10 protein-coding genes are annotated in these 16,501 nt (G+C 40.1%); 9 read left to right on the forward strand and 1 reads right to left on the reverse strand.

Annotation, left to right across the window (positions count from 1 at the left end):
* Positions 1–10 precede the first annotated feature (10 nt).
* The 9 genes from INQ51_RS11890 (at position 11) to INQ51_RS11930 (ending at position 14,563) form a co-directional block, all read left to right on the forward strand.
* Complete coding sequence (locus INQ51_RS11890) at positions 11–1,465, forward strand: hypothetical protein (RefSeq protein ID WP_233378187.1); 1,455 nt, start codon at positions 11–13, stop codon at positions 1,463–1,465.
* A 12-nt stretch (positions 1,466–1,477) separates the two neighbouring features.
* Positions 1,478–2,983, forward strand: coding sequence for a hypothetical protein (locus INQ51_RS11895; protein WP_233378188.1), 1,506 nt, complete (start codon positions 1,478–1,480; stop codon positions 2,981–2,983).
* 18 nt (positions 2,984–3,001) lie between these two features.
* Positions 3,002–4,168, forward strand: coding sequence for an MFS transporter (locus INQ51_RS11900; RefSeq protein ID WP_233378189.1), 1,167 nt, complete (start codon positions 3,002–3,004; stop codon positions 4,166–4,168).
* A 21-nt stretch (positions 4,169–4,189) separates the two neighbouring features.
* The gene (locus INQ51_RS11905; RefSeq protein ID WP_233378190.1) at positions 4,190–5,167 is read left to right on the forward strand and encodes an ROK family protein; all 978 of its coding nucleotides are present in this window, start codon (positions 4,190–4,192) and stop codon (positions 5,165–5,167) included.
* A gap of 12 nt (positions 5,168–5,179) precedes the next feature.
* A complete protein-coding gene (locus tag INQ51_RS11910) occupies positions 5,180–5,815 on the forward strand; it encodes an SIS domain-containing protein (protein ID WP_233378191.1) in 636 nt (211 codons plus the stop codon).
* 23 nt (positions 5,816–5,838) lie between these two features.
* Entirely contained in the window at positions 5,839–6,504 is a 666-nt protein-coding gene (locus INQ51_RS11915) for a lysoplasmalogenase (RefSeq protein WP_233378192.1), read from the forward strand.
* A 14-nt stretch (positions 6,505–6,518) separates the two neighbouring features.
* A complete protein-coding gene (locus INQ51_RS11920) occupies positions 6,519–9,749 on the forward strand; it encodes a glycoside hydrolase family 2 TIM barrel-domain containing protein (protein WP_233378193.1) in 3,231 nt (1,076 codons plus the stop codon).
* Between the two features lie 231 nt (positions 9,750–9,980).
* Positions 9,981–12,176 carry a hypothetical protein gene (locus INQ51_RS11925; protein ID WP_233378194.1) on the forward strand — a complete coding sequence of 732 codons (2,196 nt, stop codon included), beginning with the start codon at positions 9,981–9,983 and terminating at the stop codon, positions 12,174–12,176.
* 92 nt (positions 12,177–12,268) lie between these two features.
* Positions 12,269–14,563 (forward strand): GH92 family glycosyl hydrolase, encoded by a 2,295-nt coding sequence (locus INQ51_RS11930; protein WP_233378195.1) that lies wholly within the window; start codon positions 12,269–12,271, stop codon positions 14,561–14,563.
* A gap of 421 nt (positions 14,564–14,984) precedes the next feature.
* Here the strand turns inward: INQ51_RS11930 and INQ51_RS11935 are convergent, their stop codons facing one another.
* Positions 14,985–16,427, reverse strand: coding sequence for an ADP-ribosylglycohydrolase family protein (locus INQ51_RS11935; RefSeq protein WP_233378196.1), 1,443 nt, complete (start codon positions 16,425–16,427; stop codon positions 14,985–14,987).
* Between the last annotated feature and the right edge of the window lie 74 nt (positions 16,428–16,501).

Consider the following 16,501-nt stretch of genomic DNA (forward strand, 5'->3'; position numbering starts at 1 on the left):
AAAATTACTTATGAAACGGATATTACTATTAACAGTTATTACAATCCTGATTTTTAACCCGGTTTTCGGAAAGAATGGTTTTACGAATACTTCGGATTTTGGGTTTTCCCCTGAAGCTACGGGAATGGAAAATGTGGCCGCCATGCAAAAAGCTCTTGACCTTGGCGGAACAATCGTGGTTTCGCAACCGGGAACCTACAAAATAGCATCGACTCTTTATATCGGAAGTAATACCGAAATTATTTTTGGTAAAGATGTTTACCTGAAAAAAGTGGATGAACAGGGGGCTTTTGCACAGATATTGATTAACAAAGGTGCAATTACACGTACTTATAACGAGCATATTACGGTTGATGGTTTACATATTATTGTAAACAAGGTCGATAATTGTTCTGACTTGGTTTTAGGATTAAGAGGATTGATTGGTTTTTCCTATGTAAAAGACTTAAAGTTTAAAGGCTTTCGTTGTTACGACCTTACCGGTTGCCAGTATGGTGTGCAGATTAGCCGTTTTGAAGATGTAATTATTGAGGATGTAATTATAAAAGGGCAGAAAGACGGAATCCATTTTGGTCCGGGTAAACGATTTACAATTAGGGATGGTGTATTTCAAACTTTCGACGATGCAATTGCTTTAAACGGGCAGGATTATTCAACCTCGAATCCTGAGCTGGGCTGGATTGAAGACGGAATAATTGAAAACTGTTACGATTTGAACCAGGAAAAGACGGTTGGTTATTTCTGTCGGATGCTGGCCGGTGGTTGGATTGATTGGAAAAAAGGGATGAAAGTACAGCAGTCGGATGCAGTGGTTTCGAACGGTAAAATATACCGGGTAAAAATGCCGGCCGACGAAACTCTTTATGAATCAGTAACCCGTCCTGATTTTGAAAGTGGCACAAAAGTGCTTGACGGAATTACCTGGGTGATGACACAGGATATTATTTCTTACACAGCGGGAGTGAGGAATGTAGTTTTCAGAAATATCCAGCTTGAAAAACCGAGGGTGCCTTTTTCAATAGAATTCAACATGGGCAAACACAATCGTTCGTACTATTCAGGAGCAGAAATTCCGGTACAAGAGAATATTATTCTCGATAATATAAAAGTGCTGTATGATGCGAATATTCCGTTGGTGCAAATTTCGTCGCCTGTAAATATGATTACGCTTACAAATTCACGGCTTAAAAATAAAGGATTTGCAATCTACGGAAATGAAGTTCTTCCTGAATACTTAAAAACCCACACACTGCCTGAATACCACAAGACCAGCATCAATATTCATGGCTGTATTTTCGAACACGAAGGCGAAATGCTGTTGCTGCACAATACTGCAAAAGGGAAAGAGGTTGAGATAAAAACTTCATCGAATGTTGAATTGGGAAAAAACTTTTCTGCAAAAATTATCGATGGAGGAGGAAAAATAACTGTCAAATCCGATTTGACCGGACTGAAAAACGACTAATGAACTTTCGCTATGTTTAAGATTCAAACTCTAAAACCAGTATTGTTATTGATTGCACTGGCTGCTACAATATCATTCAATGCATTCTCAAAAGATAAATCAACTAATCTTAAAAATACGGACGAAACAATAAGTTTTACTGATGCTGCTTCGTTTGGTTTTTCGCCGGGAGCTACCGGCATGGAGAATGTTGCTGCCATGCAAAAAGCCCTTGATCTGGGTGGAACAATTGTGGTTTCACAACCGGGAACCTACAAAATAGCATCAACTCTATATGTGGGAAGTAATACCGAAATGATATTCGGCAAAGGGGTATTTCTGAAAAAAGTGGACGAACAGGGAAGGTTTGCACAGGTTTTTATCAATAAAGGTGCACTTACCAAAACATATAACGAGCATATAACAATCAAAGGCCTTCATGTGATGGTAAACGGAGTTGATAACTGTTCTGATCTGATTCTTGGATTACGGGGAGTACTGGGTTTTTCTTATGTGAAAGATTTCAAATTAAAAGGTTTTCGTTGTTACGATTTAACCGGGTGCCAGTTTTGCGTTCAAATAAATCGTTTTGAAGATGTAATTATTGAAGATGTAATTATAAAAGGGCAAAAAGACGGAATCCATTTTGGACCGGGCAAACGATTTACAATCCGTGATGGAGTATTTCAAACCTTCGACGATGCCATTGCTTTAAATGCCCAGGATTATTCAACATCGAATCCGGAAATGGGCTGGATTGAAGACGGGATTATTGAGAATTGTTACGATCTGGATCAGGAAAAGAAAATTGGTTATTTCTGCCGGATGCTGGCTGGTGCCTGGATCGACTGGCAAAAAGGAATGAAAGTACAGCAGTCGGATGCAGTAGTTTCAAACGGGAAAATCTACCGGGTAAAAATGCCAGCTGATGCCACACTTTACGAATCGGTAACAAGACCCGATTTCGAAAGTGGAACGAAAGTACTCGACGGAATTACCTGGGGGATGACACAGGAAATAATTTCTTACACTGCTGGCGTAAGGAATGTTATTTTCAGAAACATTCAGCTTGAAAAACCAAGAATTCCATTTTCCATTCAATTCGATATGGGCAGATACAATCGTTCGTATTATCCGGGAGCAGAAATCCCGGTTCAGGAAAATATTGTTTTCGATAATGTGAAAGTTCTATTCGAGGAAGATTTGCCTCTTGTTCAGGTTACTACTCCTGTAAATATGATCACCATTACCAATTCAAGGTTGAAAAAACGTATCTTCAATTTTTATGGAAATGAGGTGTATCCAGCCTATTTGCAGCCAAACACAATTTCTGAATTTGGAAAAACATGCATCAATATTCACGGTTGTGTTTTTGACCACGATGGGGAAATGATCCTTTTGAAAAATTCAGGAAAGGGAAAGGAAATTATGCTGAAAACTTCTTCGAACATTGAACTCGGAGCAAATTTTTCTGCAAAAATTATTGAAGGGGCTGGAACCGTAGACTTTGAATCTGATTTAACCGGACTGAAAAAATAATCAATAAAGAAACTAACTATGACTAACTCAAAAATCAAACTTAAACTGGCGCTGCCGGTATTTATGTCGTTTATCGTAATGGGATTTGTCGACATTGTGGGAGTAGCTACCGGCTTTGTAAAACAGGATTTCGGGTTAACCGATAAAGTGGCTCAATTTCTGCCCTCGATGGCATTGATGTGGTTTTTCTTTCTTTCGGTTCCAACGGGTTTGCTAATTGAACGTTTTGGAAAAAAAATGTTACTGAATATCGGGATGGCAATAACTGCGATAGGTATGTTAATTCCGTTTACACATTATAGTTTTCCCATAATGCTTACTGCATTTATTTTTCTTGGAATCGGGAATACCATCGTTCAGGTGGCTGCAAATCCGCTGCTGCACGATGTGGTTCCAAAAGAAAAATATGCAAGTAGCTTAAGTATGGCTCAGTTTATAAAAGCAATTTGCTCTCTTCTTGGTCCGATTATTACAACTTTTATGGCTGCTAAATTTGGCAACTGGAAGCTGGTTTTTATTGTTTATGCGGCAACTTCATTAATCTCAATTGTGTGGTTGTACCTGACAGGCATAAAAGAGGCGCATGATAATCAGACTACAGCGACCTTTAAAACATGTTTCTCGTTACTGAAGAACAAATTTGTTTTGGTGTTGGTTTTAGGGATTTTTGTAACCGTTGGTGCTGATGTTGGAATGAATTCGAACATTGCCAATTTCCTTCAGAATCAGTTTGACTTATCGCTCGAAAATGCATCGTTAGGAATAAGCATTTATTTTACTGCATTAATGATTGGCCGCTTTTTAGGAGCTGTATTGTTAAACTGGATTTCAGCAAGAAAACTTCTGTTTGTTACAACACTGGTAGCTTTGATAAGTCTGGTTGCAATGATGTTTTCGCCCAATGCTTTGCTGGCCCGGATTTGCATCTTTATGATTGGTCTTGGTTCGGCCAACCTCTTCCCCTTGATATTTGCAATTGCTGTCGATAAGTTGCCAACCCGTGTGAATGAAATCTCGGGATTGATGATAATGGCTGTGGCGGGTGGTGCATTTATTCCTCCGGTAATGGGCTTTGTGAGTTCGACATTTGGTGTCCTGGCCAGTTTCTCTGTATTGGTTGTTGTAATGGTTTATTTGCTTGCCATTAGTTTCTATGTTCAGAAAACAGGAAAGAAGAATATCTAAAAAAACAGAATAGAATAAAAAATGAAACAAGAATATTACCTCGGAATTGATATCGGCGGAACGAAAAGTGCTGTTATTGCAGGTACCGAAAACATGGAAATTCTCAAAAGGATTCAGTTTGATACAAATACGAACAAGGGGCCGGATTATGCTATTTCCAAACTTTTAGAAACAGCGACTGATGTAATTAAACAACTCAATGATTATGAACTTATCAGTATTGGTATTAGTTGTGGCGGTCCGTTAGACAGTAAAACAGGAATTATTCAATCCCCTCCAAACCTACCGGGTTGGGATAATATTCCAATTTGTGGCCTTTTCAAATATAAATTCAATGTTCCTGTATTTCTTCAAAATGATGCCAATGCCTGTGCTTTGGCCGAGTGGAAATTCGGAGCAGGAAAAGGAACCGAGAATATGATTTTCCTGACTTTTGGAACTGGTTTGGGAGCAGGCTTAATTTTGGATGGAAAACTATATGCAGGAACAAACGATTTGGCCGGCGAGATAGGACACATCAGATTAGACGAGGATGGCCCGGAAGCTTATGGAAAGAAAGGTTCGTTTGAAGGATTTTGCAGCGGTGCCGGAATTGCACGAATGGCTCAGGCAATGGTGATTGAAAAACTGGAAAAAGGGGAGAGCGTTTCTTTTTGTGATAGTATTGAAACCGTTGGGAAAATTACCACCAAAGATGTGGCTATAGCAGCGGCGGAGGGCGATGAAACAGCAATTGCCGCATTCGAAAAATCAGCAAAGTACCTCGGAATCGGACTGTCCATTTTAATTGATGTTTTAAACCCTCAACGCATTGTTATTGGAAGTGTCTATGCCCGGAATCCTCATCTTTTTGATGCGGTTTGCAACAGTGTTATTGAAAGAGAAGCTTTGGAGCCAGCCTGGAAAGTATGCAAAATTGTGCCTGCCGAATTAGGTGACAAGGTTGGCGATTTTGCCAGTTTAAGCGTGGCAATCGATGGAATAAACAGAACCAATTAATCGCAGATGACAATGGATTCGAATCAAATACTGGAAAATTTAATTGCCCGTTATCCTGTTTTGGCGGTTTCCAAATCTGAGATATTTCGGGCTTTTGAGTTGATGAGAAATAGCTATAAACAGGAAGGAAAACTTTTAGTGTGCGGAAATGGCGGTAGCGCTTCCGATGCAGAACATATTGTAGGAGAGTTGATGAAGAGTTTTACGAAGAAACGCCCCTTATCATCTCATCTGTCGGAGGAATTGCTTGCAACGTCGCAAGAGCATGGTCCTTATCTGGCAACAAACCTGGAAGGAGCTCTTCCTGCAATTGCACTGACTTGCCATGCTGCGTTAAATACAGCCTTTTCGAACGATGTGGATGCAGATCTTATTTATGCTCAGCAAGTTGTAGGCTATGGAAAACCGGGAGATGTACTAATCGGAATATCAACTTCGGGAAATGCAAAAAACGTTATAAATGCAGTAATTACTGCAAAAGCAAAGGGCTTAAAAACAATTGGGCTAACAGGTAAACTTGGTGGAAAACTAAATGAAAATTGCGATGTAGTAATTCATGTTAATGCCACTGAAACATACCAGGTGCAGGAATTGCACTTGCCGGTTTATCATGCTTTGTGCCAAATGCTGGAGGCAACATTTTATTAATACTAACGACTTGAAAAACAATTATGAAACAACAGAAAACAAACTTGAATTATTTGTGGCTTATCATACCGCTTATTATTTCTTATTTTGCATACAAAGGATACGGTTTTGAATACAAAGCAGGTGTAACCATCAGCTGCCTCGGGATAATTGCCCTTTTTTACCGGAACAAACTAAAAAGCTCGCGCAATATATTATTTGTGGTTGCAGCTTTTGTTTTTTCCATTGTTGGAGATTGGTTCCTGTCGCATAAAGGAGACAGTTTTATTATGTTTTCTGCTGGAATTGGATTCTATTTCTTGGCTCATGCCGGATACATGGTGTATGCATTGGTTAACGGTCGCCTTAAAATCGGATTGGCAGTTTTTCTGCTAATTGCGTATTTGTCGTTATTTATCTTTGTTCTTTACCCGGCAATTGACGATACTTTGTTGTTAGTGTTTGTTTTTGTTTATCTGTTAATTTCATGTTTTGCGGTGGCTGCTGCTGCAGGAACACGCTTGCCTGCACTTAGCAAATGGGCTTATTTTTCGGGAATTTTCCTTATCCTTTTTTCAGATACCATTATTGCTTTTATGGAATTTACAACGTATCAGGATTTAAATTTTCTGATTCTTCCAACTTATTATGCAGCACATATTGTTATTACTTTCTCATTGCTTTATAAAGCAAACAATAAATCATCTTGAATAAAATAGGACACATGGAGATAAAGAGCTTGCTGGTTTTAATTGCAATGTTTCTCACAATAGTTGCATTTGGACAGAATAAAGAAAAGAATGACTGGGAAAACGAACAGGTTATCGGGATTAACAAAGAACCGGCGCGTGCTCATTATATCCCTTACGGGAATTTAGAACAGGCTGTTGCCGATTTTAGATTGAACTCATCTTTAGTCTTGGATTTGAACGGTACGTGGAAATTCAACTGGGTAAAACATCCCGATTTGCGGCCAAAAGATTTTTACAAGAATGATTTTGATACAGATTATTGGGATGATATTGAAGTGCCGTCAAACTGGCAAATGAAAGGTTACGGAAAGCCAATTTATACCAATGTAAATTATCCGTTCACAAAAAAGCCACCTTTTATAATGGTTGAAACACCAGCCAATTTCACCAAAAGTGAGATGCCCAATCCGGTTGGCTCTTACAAAAGAGAATTTGAAGTTCCAGAGAATTGGGATGGTAAAGAAATATTTATCCATTTTGCCGGGGTTAAAAGTGCTTTTTATATTTGGGTGAATGGCCAAAAAGTAGGGTACAGTCAAGGAAGTATGACTCCTGCAGAATTTAATATTACCGACTTTGTTCAGCCGGGAAAAAACAACGTTGCTGTAGAAGTGTACCGCTGGAGCGATGGCAGTTATCTCGAAGACCAGGATTTTTGGCGTTTGAGTGGAATCTACCGGGATGTTTATTTGTATGCTACTCCCAAAATTCATCTTTGGGATTTTTCTTTGAAAACTGATTTTAATGAAGGCCTGACTCAGGCAGATTTAAATATCGACCTTCATTTTAAAAATTTCGGAAGTTCAGAAAAAACTACCTGCGATATTTTTCTTTCAGAATATGGAAAAGAGGTGGGAGATGATCAACCAATTTTGTCTCTCCCGGTTGGAAAAGTTTCAACAAAAAAAGGCCTGAATATTTCTAAGTCGGTTCAAATTTCCAACCTGAAATTGTGGTCGGCTGAAATTCCAAACTTGTACCAGGTGGTTTTTGTTTTAAAAGATGAATCAGGAAATACAACAGAGGTTCTTTCAACGCCTTTGGGCTTCCGGAAAATTGAAATAAAAGATCAGCAATTGTGGGTGAACGGGAAAAGCGTTTTGCTAAAAGGGGTAAACCGCCACGAGCATGATCCGTTTACGGGAAGGCACGTGAGTTTGGAAAGTATGTGGCGCGATATCGAACTGTTCAAACAATTTAATGTAAATACAGTGCGTACAGCACATTATCCAAATCACCCCGATTTTTACAAGTTATGCGATATTCACGGAATTTATGTGGTTGACGAGGCCAATATTGAAAGTCATGGAATGGGCTATGACGAGGAATCGCTGGGGCACGATGTGAGTTGGCAAAAAGCACACGTCGATAGGGTAGTCAGCATGGTTGAGCGCGATAAAAACCATCCTTCGGTTATTATGTGGTCGCTCGGAAATGAAGCAGGCCCGGGAGTGAACTTTGAGGCTTGCACAAAAGCAATAAAGGAAAGAGATACCGAACGCATCGTGCACTACGAAAGATACAATGAAATTGCGGATGTTGAATCGATCATGTATCCGGCAGTTGAACTGGTAGAAGAGGAGGGAGCAGAAAATGATCCCAAACCGTTTTTTATTTGCGAATACGCACATGCCATGGGAAATGCGGTTGGAAACCTTCAGGAATATTGGGATGCCATTGAAAAACACAAACGCTTAGTCGGCGGATGTATCTGGGATTGGGTTGATCAGGGATTGGCAAAGCCGGTTCCCGGAAAAGAAGATGAATACTTTTTTGCCTATGGTGGCGATTTTGGCGACCGGCCAACCGATTGGAATTTCTGCATAAACGGACTCACAACTCCTGACAGGCAGATTACTGCAAAAATGGAGGAAATGAAAAAGGTGTATCAGTATGTTGGATTTGAGCCTGTTGATTTGCTCTCGGGGAAAGTGAAAATTACCAACAAATATCAATTTTTAAATTTGAATGAGTTCAATTTAAAATGGGAGCTGGAATGTAATGGTAAAGTAATCCAAACAGATGAAATGTCTTCGCTAAATCTTTTGCCGGGAGAATCAAAAGAAATTATCGTTCCTTTTAAAACTCCGGTGTTATTGGCCGGTGCAGAGTACTTCCTAAAAATAAGTTTTAGTACGAAAACGGATTTGGTCTGGGCGAAACACGGACATGTTGTTGCATGGGAACAGTTTAATATTCCATTTAAAACTTCTGTGGAGATTCAGGTTGATCCGTTGAATTTGCCTGTTGTAAATATGCACGAGGATGAGTCTGATGTGATTGTTTCAGGGAAAAATTTTGAAGTGGTATTCAGCAAAAAAATAGGAACAATTATCGGGCTCAACTATTATAAAACTGAGATTTTGAAAACTCCAAAAGCTGCAATTGAGGAGCTAAAACCGGAGACAAAACAAGTTTATTGGGCAAAAAATGAAAAGCCGGGAGTTGGCGGGCCAATGCTGAATATTTTCAGGGCACCTACCGATAACGATTATGTGTTTGGGACAGGCCCCGGACCGATCTGGCAGGAAAAAGAACTGCACAATTTACAGACTGAAGTTGTAAGTTTTGAAACGGAATTAACGAATAACACAGTGCTTGTTTCTGTGGAAATAAAATCGGTTTCAAAAGATGGGTATGCAGTATCTAGCAATACAACTTTTACGGTTTTGGGCGACGGAACCATTCAGGTAAAAAATACTATCGATCCAGATAATGCAGAATGGATGCTGGCAAAAATCGGTTTTCTGATGCAGCTTCCTGCAGGATTTGAGAAAGTGGAATATTTTGGTGCCGGTCCACACGAAAACTACCCCGACAGAAACCGGTCGGCTGCCATTGGAAAATATACCACTACGGTAGACGATATGTTTGTTCCTTACATTCGGACTCAGGATTGTGGCAACCGTACCCAAGTGCGTTGGGCGGCAGTTACAAATCATTCAGGAAAAGGATTGCTTATTTCTGCTGAAAACAATATGAATTTTAGTGCTTTGCATTACCTGCCAATTGATTTGGATAAGGCGAATCATCCGCACGAGCTTACAAAACGCAAGGCAACAATTTTAACCATCGATGCAAACCATTGCGGTTTAGGTGGCGGTAGCTGTGGTCCGGTACCAATGGAGCAGTATCGGTTATTGGACGACAAATATCAATTTAACTATTCAATTAAACCGTACTATAAAACTTTTGAAAAATGAGGATTGAGATTATTTAAGAGGGTGTCTCACGAGAAAATTTTAAAATAGAAAAACTTACTGTTTGTAAGTAATATTATCGTTTTCCAAATTTCTTGAAGGGGACTTTAAGTCTCCCCTTTAGGGGAGGTTGGAGGGGTAAAATTAAGGTACAGTGCAGACATCTTCTGTTTTTAGAACTCAGAAATTTAAATGTTGAGTTTAGAAAGAACCATCATAAACCGTAAAGAACCTATGCAATTCAAAAAGAATAACATTCAACTCTTTTCATATATTTTAAGTGTAAAAAGTATTTTATTACTCCTCGTTGGAGGACTAATTACGTTTTTACCTGTGGCATGCATGCAGTCGGTAAACGTTGTACATGTGGCCGGAAAACAATCGAATGATTTGTATCGAATTCTGGATAAACACAATCAAATTAAAACGATACTGCATGATTCTCCAATGAAGGCAGCAAGGCAGGCTACAACCGGAGATGCTTTAATGATTTTTGCTGATGAATATCCGGCAAAAAGGACTGAGCTTTCTGCTGAGTTTTTCTCAATTATCAGGGAAAAGCAACTTAGGGTATATCTCGAGTATCCGTCATTTTTACCCGATGTGGAATTGGGAGCAACTGTAAAAGCTGATCTGGAGCGGGCAGTTGTAAATTCTTCGTTTTTCGGAGGAATGCCAGACAGTTTGGATGTGTTGAGCATAAACGGGCTGCATTATATTCCAACCAATATTCCGGAAAGTTATATTGTAGCAGCAAAAGTTGCCGGATTTGATAAGGCAGTTTATGGATTGCCTGAAAAAACGGTACCTGTTCTCTTCGAACTTCCCGGTTATCCGGTTTTGGTTTCAACAACTAATCTCAGCAATATGGTTCGGGGGCGCTATGCTCCCCAAAAGGCATGGGCCGGAGTTTGGGATTCTATTCTGAAATATGTCCTGCCTGAAAATTCGTTTGTTGGGCTCGAATGGAAACCGGAGATTCAGGCTGCATTTGAAAAAACGGAAGAATTACCAGCACAATACCAAATGAACAGTATTGAAAAAGGAGCAGACTGGTTTTTTAGCAGTAAAATGCTGGTTCACGAATCGCTTGAAGATACTCTGGAAATAATGAAAGATTCGGGAAACTGGATGCTCGATTGGAATGCTTCAATTCCTGTGGGAGATGGAAAGAACGGTGTATTCGAATGTGTGTTTTCGAGAATAGATGAAAAAGGCAGCCAGCCAATTGGTATTGTAAGGCGTGGCGATTGTAATGCTGAAACTGCCATGGCGCTGGCCTGTGCCGGAAATGTTTTAAAAAAAACGGAATATTCTAGAATTGCTGAAAATATACTGGATTTTTACCTTTTTGAATCGGATGCCATGAAAGGAGAATACGGTAATCCCAATCATGGAGCCTATGGTTTAATTCCATGGGGGATCAGCAATTTTGCCTGGTACCGCGCCAGTTATGGCGACGACAATGCGCGGTTTCTGCTTGGTGCTTTAACAACATCGGCACTCACCGGCTCTGATCGTTGGGACAATCTGTTAATGAAATCCCTGATTGCTCTTCATCGTACAACCGGAAAATCAGGTTTTCGGGGCAGCCGCATTGATGTTCCTGATTTTGAGAAAAATGGTTGGGAACATTACTACGAGAAAGATACAAAGTACTATTCTCCTCATTTTGAAGCCTATGTTTGGGCGTGTATGTTGTGGGCTTATCATAAAACCGGCGATCAAATATTCCTTGAAAGAACTGAAAAAGCCATTAAGGAAACCATGCATAAATATCCGGAAGGATGGCAGTGGGCAAATGGAATTGCGCAAGAAAAGGCCAGAATGTTACTGCCGCTTGCCTGGCTGGTACGGGTAAAAGATACTCCGGAAAACAGGGAAATGCTTTACACCGTTGTGAATGATCTTTTAAAACTTCAGGATACCTGCGGCGCAATTCGCGAAGAATTGGGGGATCTGGAAATGGGAAAATATCCGCCTCCGCAAAATAATGAAGCTTATGGAACAGCAGAGGCGCCACTTATTGCCCAAAACGGAGACAAAGTGAGTGATTTACTGTATACCACAAACTTTGCATTTTTAGGATTGCATGAAGCCTATTATGCAACTAACGACCCTAAAATAAAAGCGGCTGTCGACAAGTTGGCCGAATTTTTATGCCGTATTCAGGTGGTTTCTGAAAAGCATCCTGAAATTGATGGAGGCTGGATGCGCGCTTTTGATTTTGGCCGGTATGAACACTGGGGGTCAAATGCTGATCTTGGTTGGGGAGCCTGGGCCATTGAAAGTGGCTGGACACAAGGGTGGATCGTTTCCATTTTAGCGCTGCGGGAACAAAACACTTCCATATGGGATTTGACAAGCAATTCGAAAATAAAACAGCACTACAAAGGTTTGAAAAAACAGATGTTGACCGGCGTAAAATAATTTAACTCTTAAATCAGTATTCGCTAAAACACATTTTAAAGAGTGAAAACTGATGCGAGAATCCAATAAACCAATTTTGACAATTTATATCGATGAAGAATATAGTTTATCTTTTTTTCTTATTATTTTTTGTGAGTTGCATTTCAGAAAATGAATGCACAAATACAACACGTTTAACTGATTTGGTAAATCCTTTAATGGGAACCGATTCGGAGCGTGATCTTTCAAACGGGAATACTTACCCGGCAATTGCCCGTCCGTGGGGAATGAATTTCTGGACCCCGCAAACCGGGAAAATGGGAGACGGCTTTTGTTATACTTACGATGCTCATAAAATTCGGGGAATAAAACAAACCCACCAGCCAAGCCCGTGGATTAACGATTATGCTGCATTTTCGTTTATGCCGGTTGTTGGCGAATTGAAATTTAAAGAAGATGAAAGGGCCTCGTGGTTTTCGCATAAAGCGGAAATTGCAAAACCTCATTATTACAGTGTTTATTTGGCTGATTATGGCGTAACTGCCGAAGTGACTCCAACCGATCGTGCGGCTCAATTTCAATTTACCTTTCCGCAGCATGAAAACTCGTGGGTTGTTTTGGATGGTTTTGATGGAGGTTCAATGGTAAAAATAATACCGGAAGAGCGCAAGATTGTTGGCTATTGTCAGAATAATCACGGAGGAGTCCCCGATAATTTCAGAAACTATTTTGTAGCTGTTTTCGACAAAGATTTTTCGCTTACAAAAGTCTGGGAAGACAGTGTTCTAAAGGAGTTGAACGAAGCTGAAGGTTTCCATGTGGGGGCTGTTGTTGGTTTCAAAACAAAAAGCGGAGAGAAAATAAATGTTAAAGTTGCCTCTTCTTTTATCAGTTTGGAACAGGCCGGGCTTAATTTAGAGAGCGAGGTGGGGAATAAAACTTTTGCTGAAACAAAAAAAGAAGGGCAGTTGGCTTGGGAAAAAGAATTTTCGAGAATCAAGGTTGAAGGCGGAACGGAGGAGCAGCAAAAAACATTCTATTCGTGTCTGTATCGCACCTTGCTTTTTCCCCGTAAATTTTATGAATTCGATAAAAACAATAACATCGTGCATTACAGTCCTTACAACGGGGAAGTGTTGCCCGGTTACATGTTTACCGATAATGGTTTTTGGGATACATTCAGGGCTGTATTTCCGTTTTTTACCTTGATGTACCCCGAACTAAACTCACAAATTATGCAGGGTTTGGTGAATACATACAAAGAAAGTGGATGGTTGCCCGAATGGGCCAGTCCCGGGCACCGCAACTGCATGATTGGTTCAAACTCAGCATCGTTGATTGCTGATTCGTATTTAAAAGGAATTCGTGGGTACGACATCGAATTATTGTATGAAGCAATTATAAAAAACACAAAAGAGAATCACAAAACAATCAGGTCGGTTGGTCGGTTTGGTGCAGAACAGTACAATAAATTGGGATATCTGCCTTTTGATGAAAAGATAGGACAAACTTCATCCCGGACATTGGAATATGCATATGCTGATTTCTGTATTTCGAAGTTGGCGGAGAAATTAGGCAAGCCGCAGGAAGAGATTGACCTTTTCCGAGAGCGGGCACGAAACTATAAAAATGTGTTTGATCCCGAAGTAAATTTGATGCGCGGAAGATACGAAGATGGTAGCTTTCAGGCGCCATTTAATCAGTACCGATGGAGTTATGCGTTTACCGAAGGATCTACCTGGCATTACTCATGGAGTGTTTTTCAGGATATTGAAGGACTGAAAAACCTCATGGGGGGCGATCAGCAATTTGTAGAAATGCTTGATTCGGTATTTGTTGCTCCTCCAATTTACAATTACGACTGGTTTTATGGCGGAACCGTAATTCACGAAATTCGTGAAATGCAGGTTGCCGGGATGGGAAATTATGCCCATGGGAACCAACCTGTTCAGCACATGATTTATTTGTACAATTATACCAGCGAACCCTGGAAAACCCAGCACCGCGTTCGGCAGGTGATGGACAAATTGTATACTCCATATCCTGACGGCTATTGTGGCGATGAGGATAATGGGCAGACTTCTGCTTGGTACATTTTCAGCGCCATGGGATTTTATCCGGTTTGCCCGGGTACCGATCAATATGTTCTGGGGAGTCCCTTGTTTGAAAAAGTCACCCTTCAGTTGGAAAACGGAAATGAGTTCATTGTAGAATCGGATAATTATGGAAAAGAAAATTTCTACATCGACCGGGTGCGATTAAACGGGACTTCATATAATAAAAATTATCTAAGGCATTCAACTATACTGAATGGTGGTGAAATAGAATTAAAAATGTCTGATAGTCCCAATAAAAAAAGGGGAATAAGTCCTCAGTGTTATCCTTATTCGATGACAGGGGAGGAATAGCTTCATAATTATTGGCTATTGAATTTGAAATGTGATTCATCTATAAGAATGAGAATAGAACATCGCAATTGAGCTTTTTATGTATTCATTCAAAGGATTGTAGATGCGAGAACTATATTCGCACCTGCAATCCTTAGGGCGGTGTGTAACTAAATCCAACAACAGCGATATTCTCGGTGCATTAACCTGCATCTTATTTGCCGGTTGAATCACGCTGATTGAAGTATTGTCATTCGCACAAAACAACCCATCGGGGCATGTTGGTAATTTTAAAAGTAAATCACCAAATTTCAGTTCTTCCTAATGACAGATAATTAAACTAGTTGAATTATCTGTAACGCTTATTTATGACACGGCAACCATTAAATTTTAAGATGCCCATTTCTCCCGGATGAAAATACTCTTCTTTAAATTATGCCCATCAATAAAAGATTTGTTTTTCGGGATCGTTAGTGGAATAGATAAGCATATCGGTTATATCGATCCAATAGCCTTCTTCGATATTCAAAGCCTTTAAGGTAATTGTGTGTTTGCCTTCCTTCATGTCATAATTCCAGGCTACATCGTGACGACTCACAAGCAGTTGGGTAGACAGTTTTATTTCCTCCACTAATTTATCGTCAATAAAAAGTTGCACATCGATAGTTGCAGCGGGTAAGTCCTCTTTTTTATAGGCTCTTCCCCTGATTACAAAAGCACATCCTTCCATTTTCAATGAGACTTCCGGATTTTGCGTTGAAATTTGTTTTTCTACCGTTTCCCTTTCTTTGGGATAAATTCCTTCAAAACTTATTTTCAGAGGAACTGTTTCAGGTGTTTGGTATTTAATAACCAGATTGTCGCCTTCTTCGTGTCCTCCATTCTTTTTTATCATTTCCGATGCATGACGAAAGCCGATTTCATATACCGTATTAAGAGACATGTCAGTGTGAATGAAATTCAAATCCTCAACTTTGTCAATTCCCTGTTTCCAAAAATCCGGAATTTGACTATACCCCAGCATGGTTCCCAGGATTCCTGCAGCATTGGCCGGATTACAGTCCGAATCGTATCCGCATCGTGTGCTGATGTCGACTGTTGCTCCAAAATCGCCTTGTCCATACAATAACCCGATTACAATGTAAGCAGCATTGATTTTTGCATCGATATTAAACGGACGAAAAACGCCATTCGGACATCCTTTATCAAAAGTCCACTTTTTTTGCGTTTCAAACCATGTCTCTTTCCAGTCTTCTGGGTGTTGTTTGTGCCATTTAATCACATCGGCAATGCACTGATAAAATTCACTTTCTGCCGGGATTAACTTCAAGGCTTCTTCCACAATAAACTCGATATCGTTGTGAGTAAAAGCCAGAGAATACATTGCGGCCACATAAATTCCTCCGTAAACACCATCGCCATAATTCATGATGTGGCCAATGCTATTTCCTATCTTAGCTGCAGAATTCACCATTCCGGGAGCCATTAATCCTGCGAAATCAGCTTCAATCTGAAAATCGATATCATCAGCATGAGGATTATTTTTCCAATACCCGGAAGCAGGAGGCATGATCCCGGCTAGTATATTGGCGCGGGCTGCCTGGTTAGCATGCCAAAGGGCATATCCCGCGTTGGCAAATGCCAATGCATGCTCTGTAGCCGTAGCATCAAGACCGTGTTCCTCAAAAACTTTTACAAATGTCAAATCCATGTATATGTCGTCGTATAATCCGGGTGTATTTTCATAATACCAGGCCATACGTGTACTGTCCCAAGCAATGGGTACCTCATCACCAATCATGGTGCCGTTCCATTGAAATTCGGTTGGACCACCATATGTGCAGCCTATAACTTGTCCTGCCCATCCTCCTTTAATTTTGTCCATCAACACCGCTTTGGGAATTATTACTTCCTTTGCTTTTTGAACCTCCTGTTTACAAGAGATCATTGCAATTAACA

Origin of the sequence: Maribellus sp. CM-23, from assembly GCF_021354595.1 — a bacterium.
Taxonomy (GTDB): Bacteria; Bacteroidota; Bacteroidia; order Bacteroidales; family Prolixibacteraceae; genus Draconibacterium.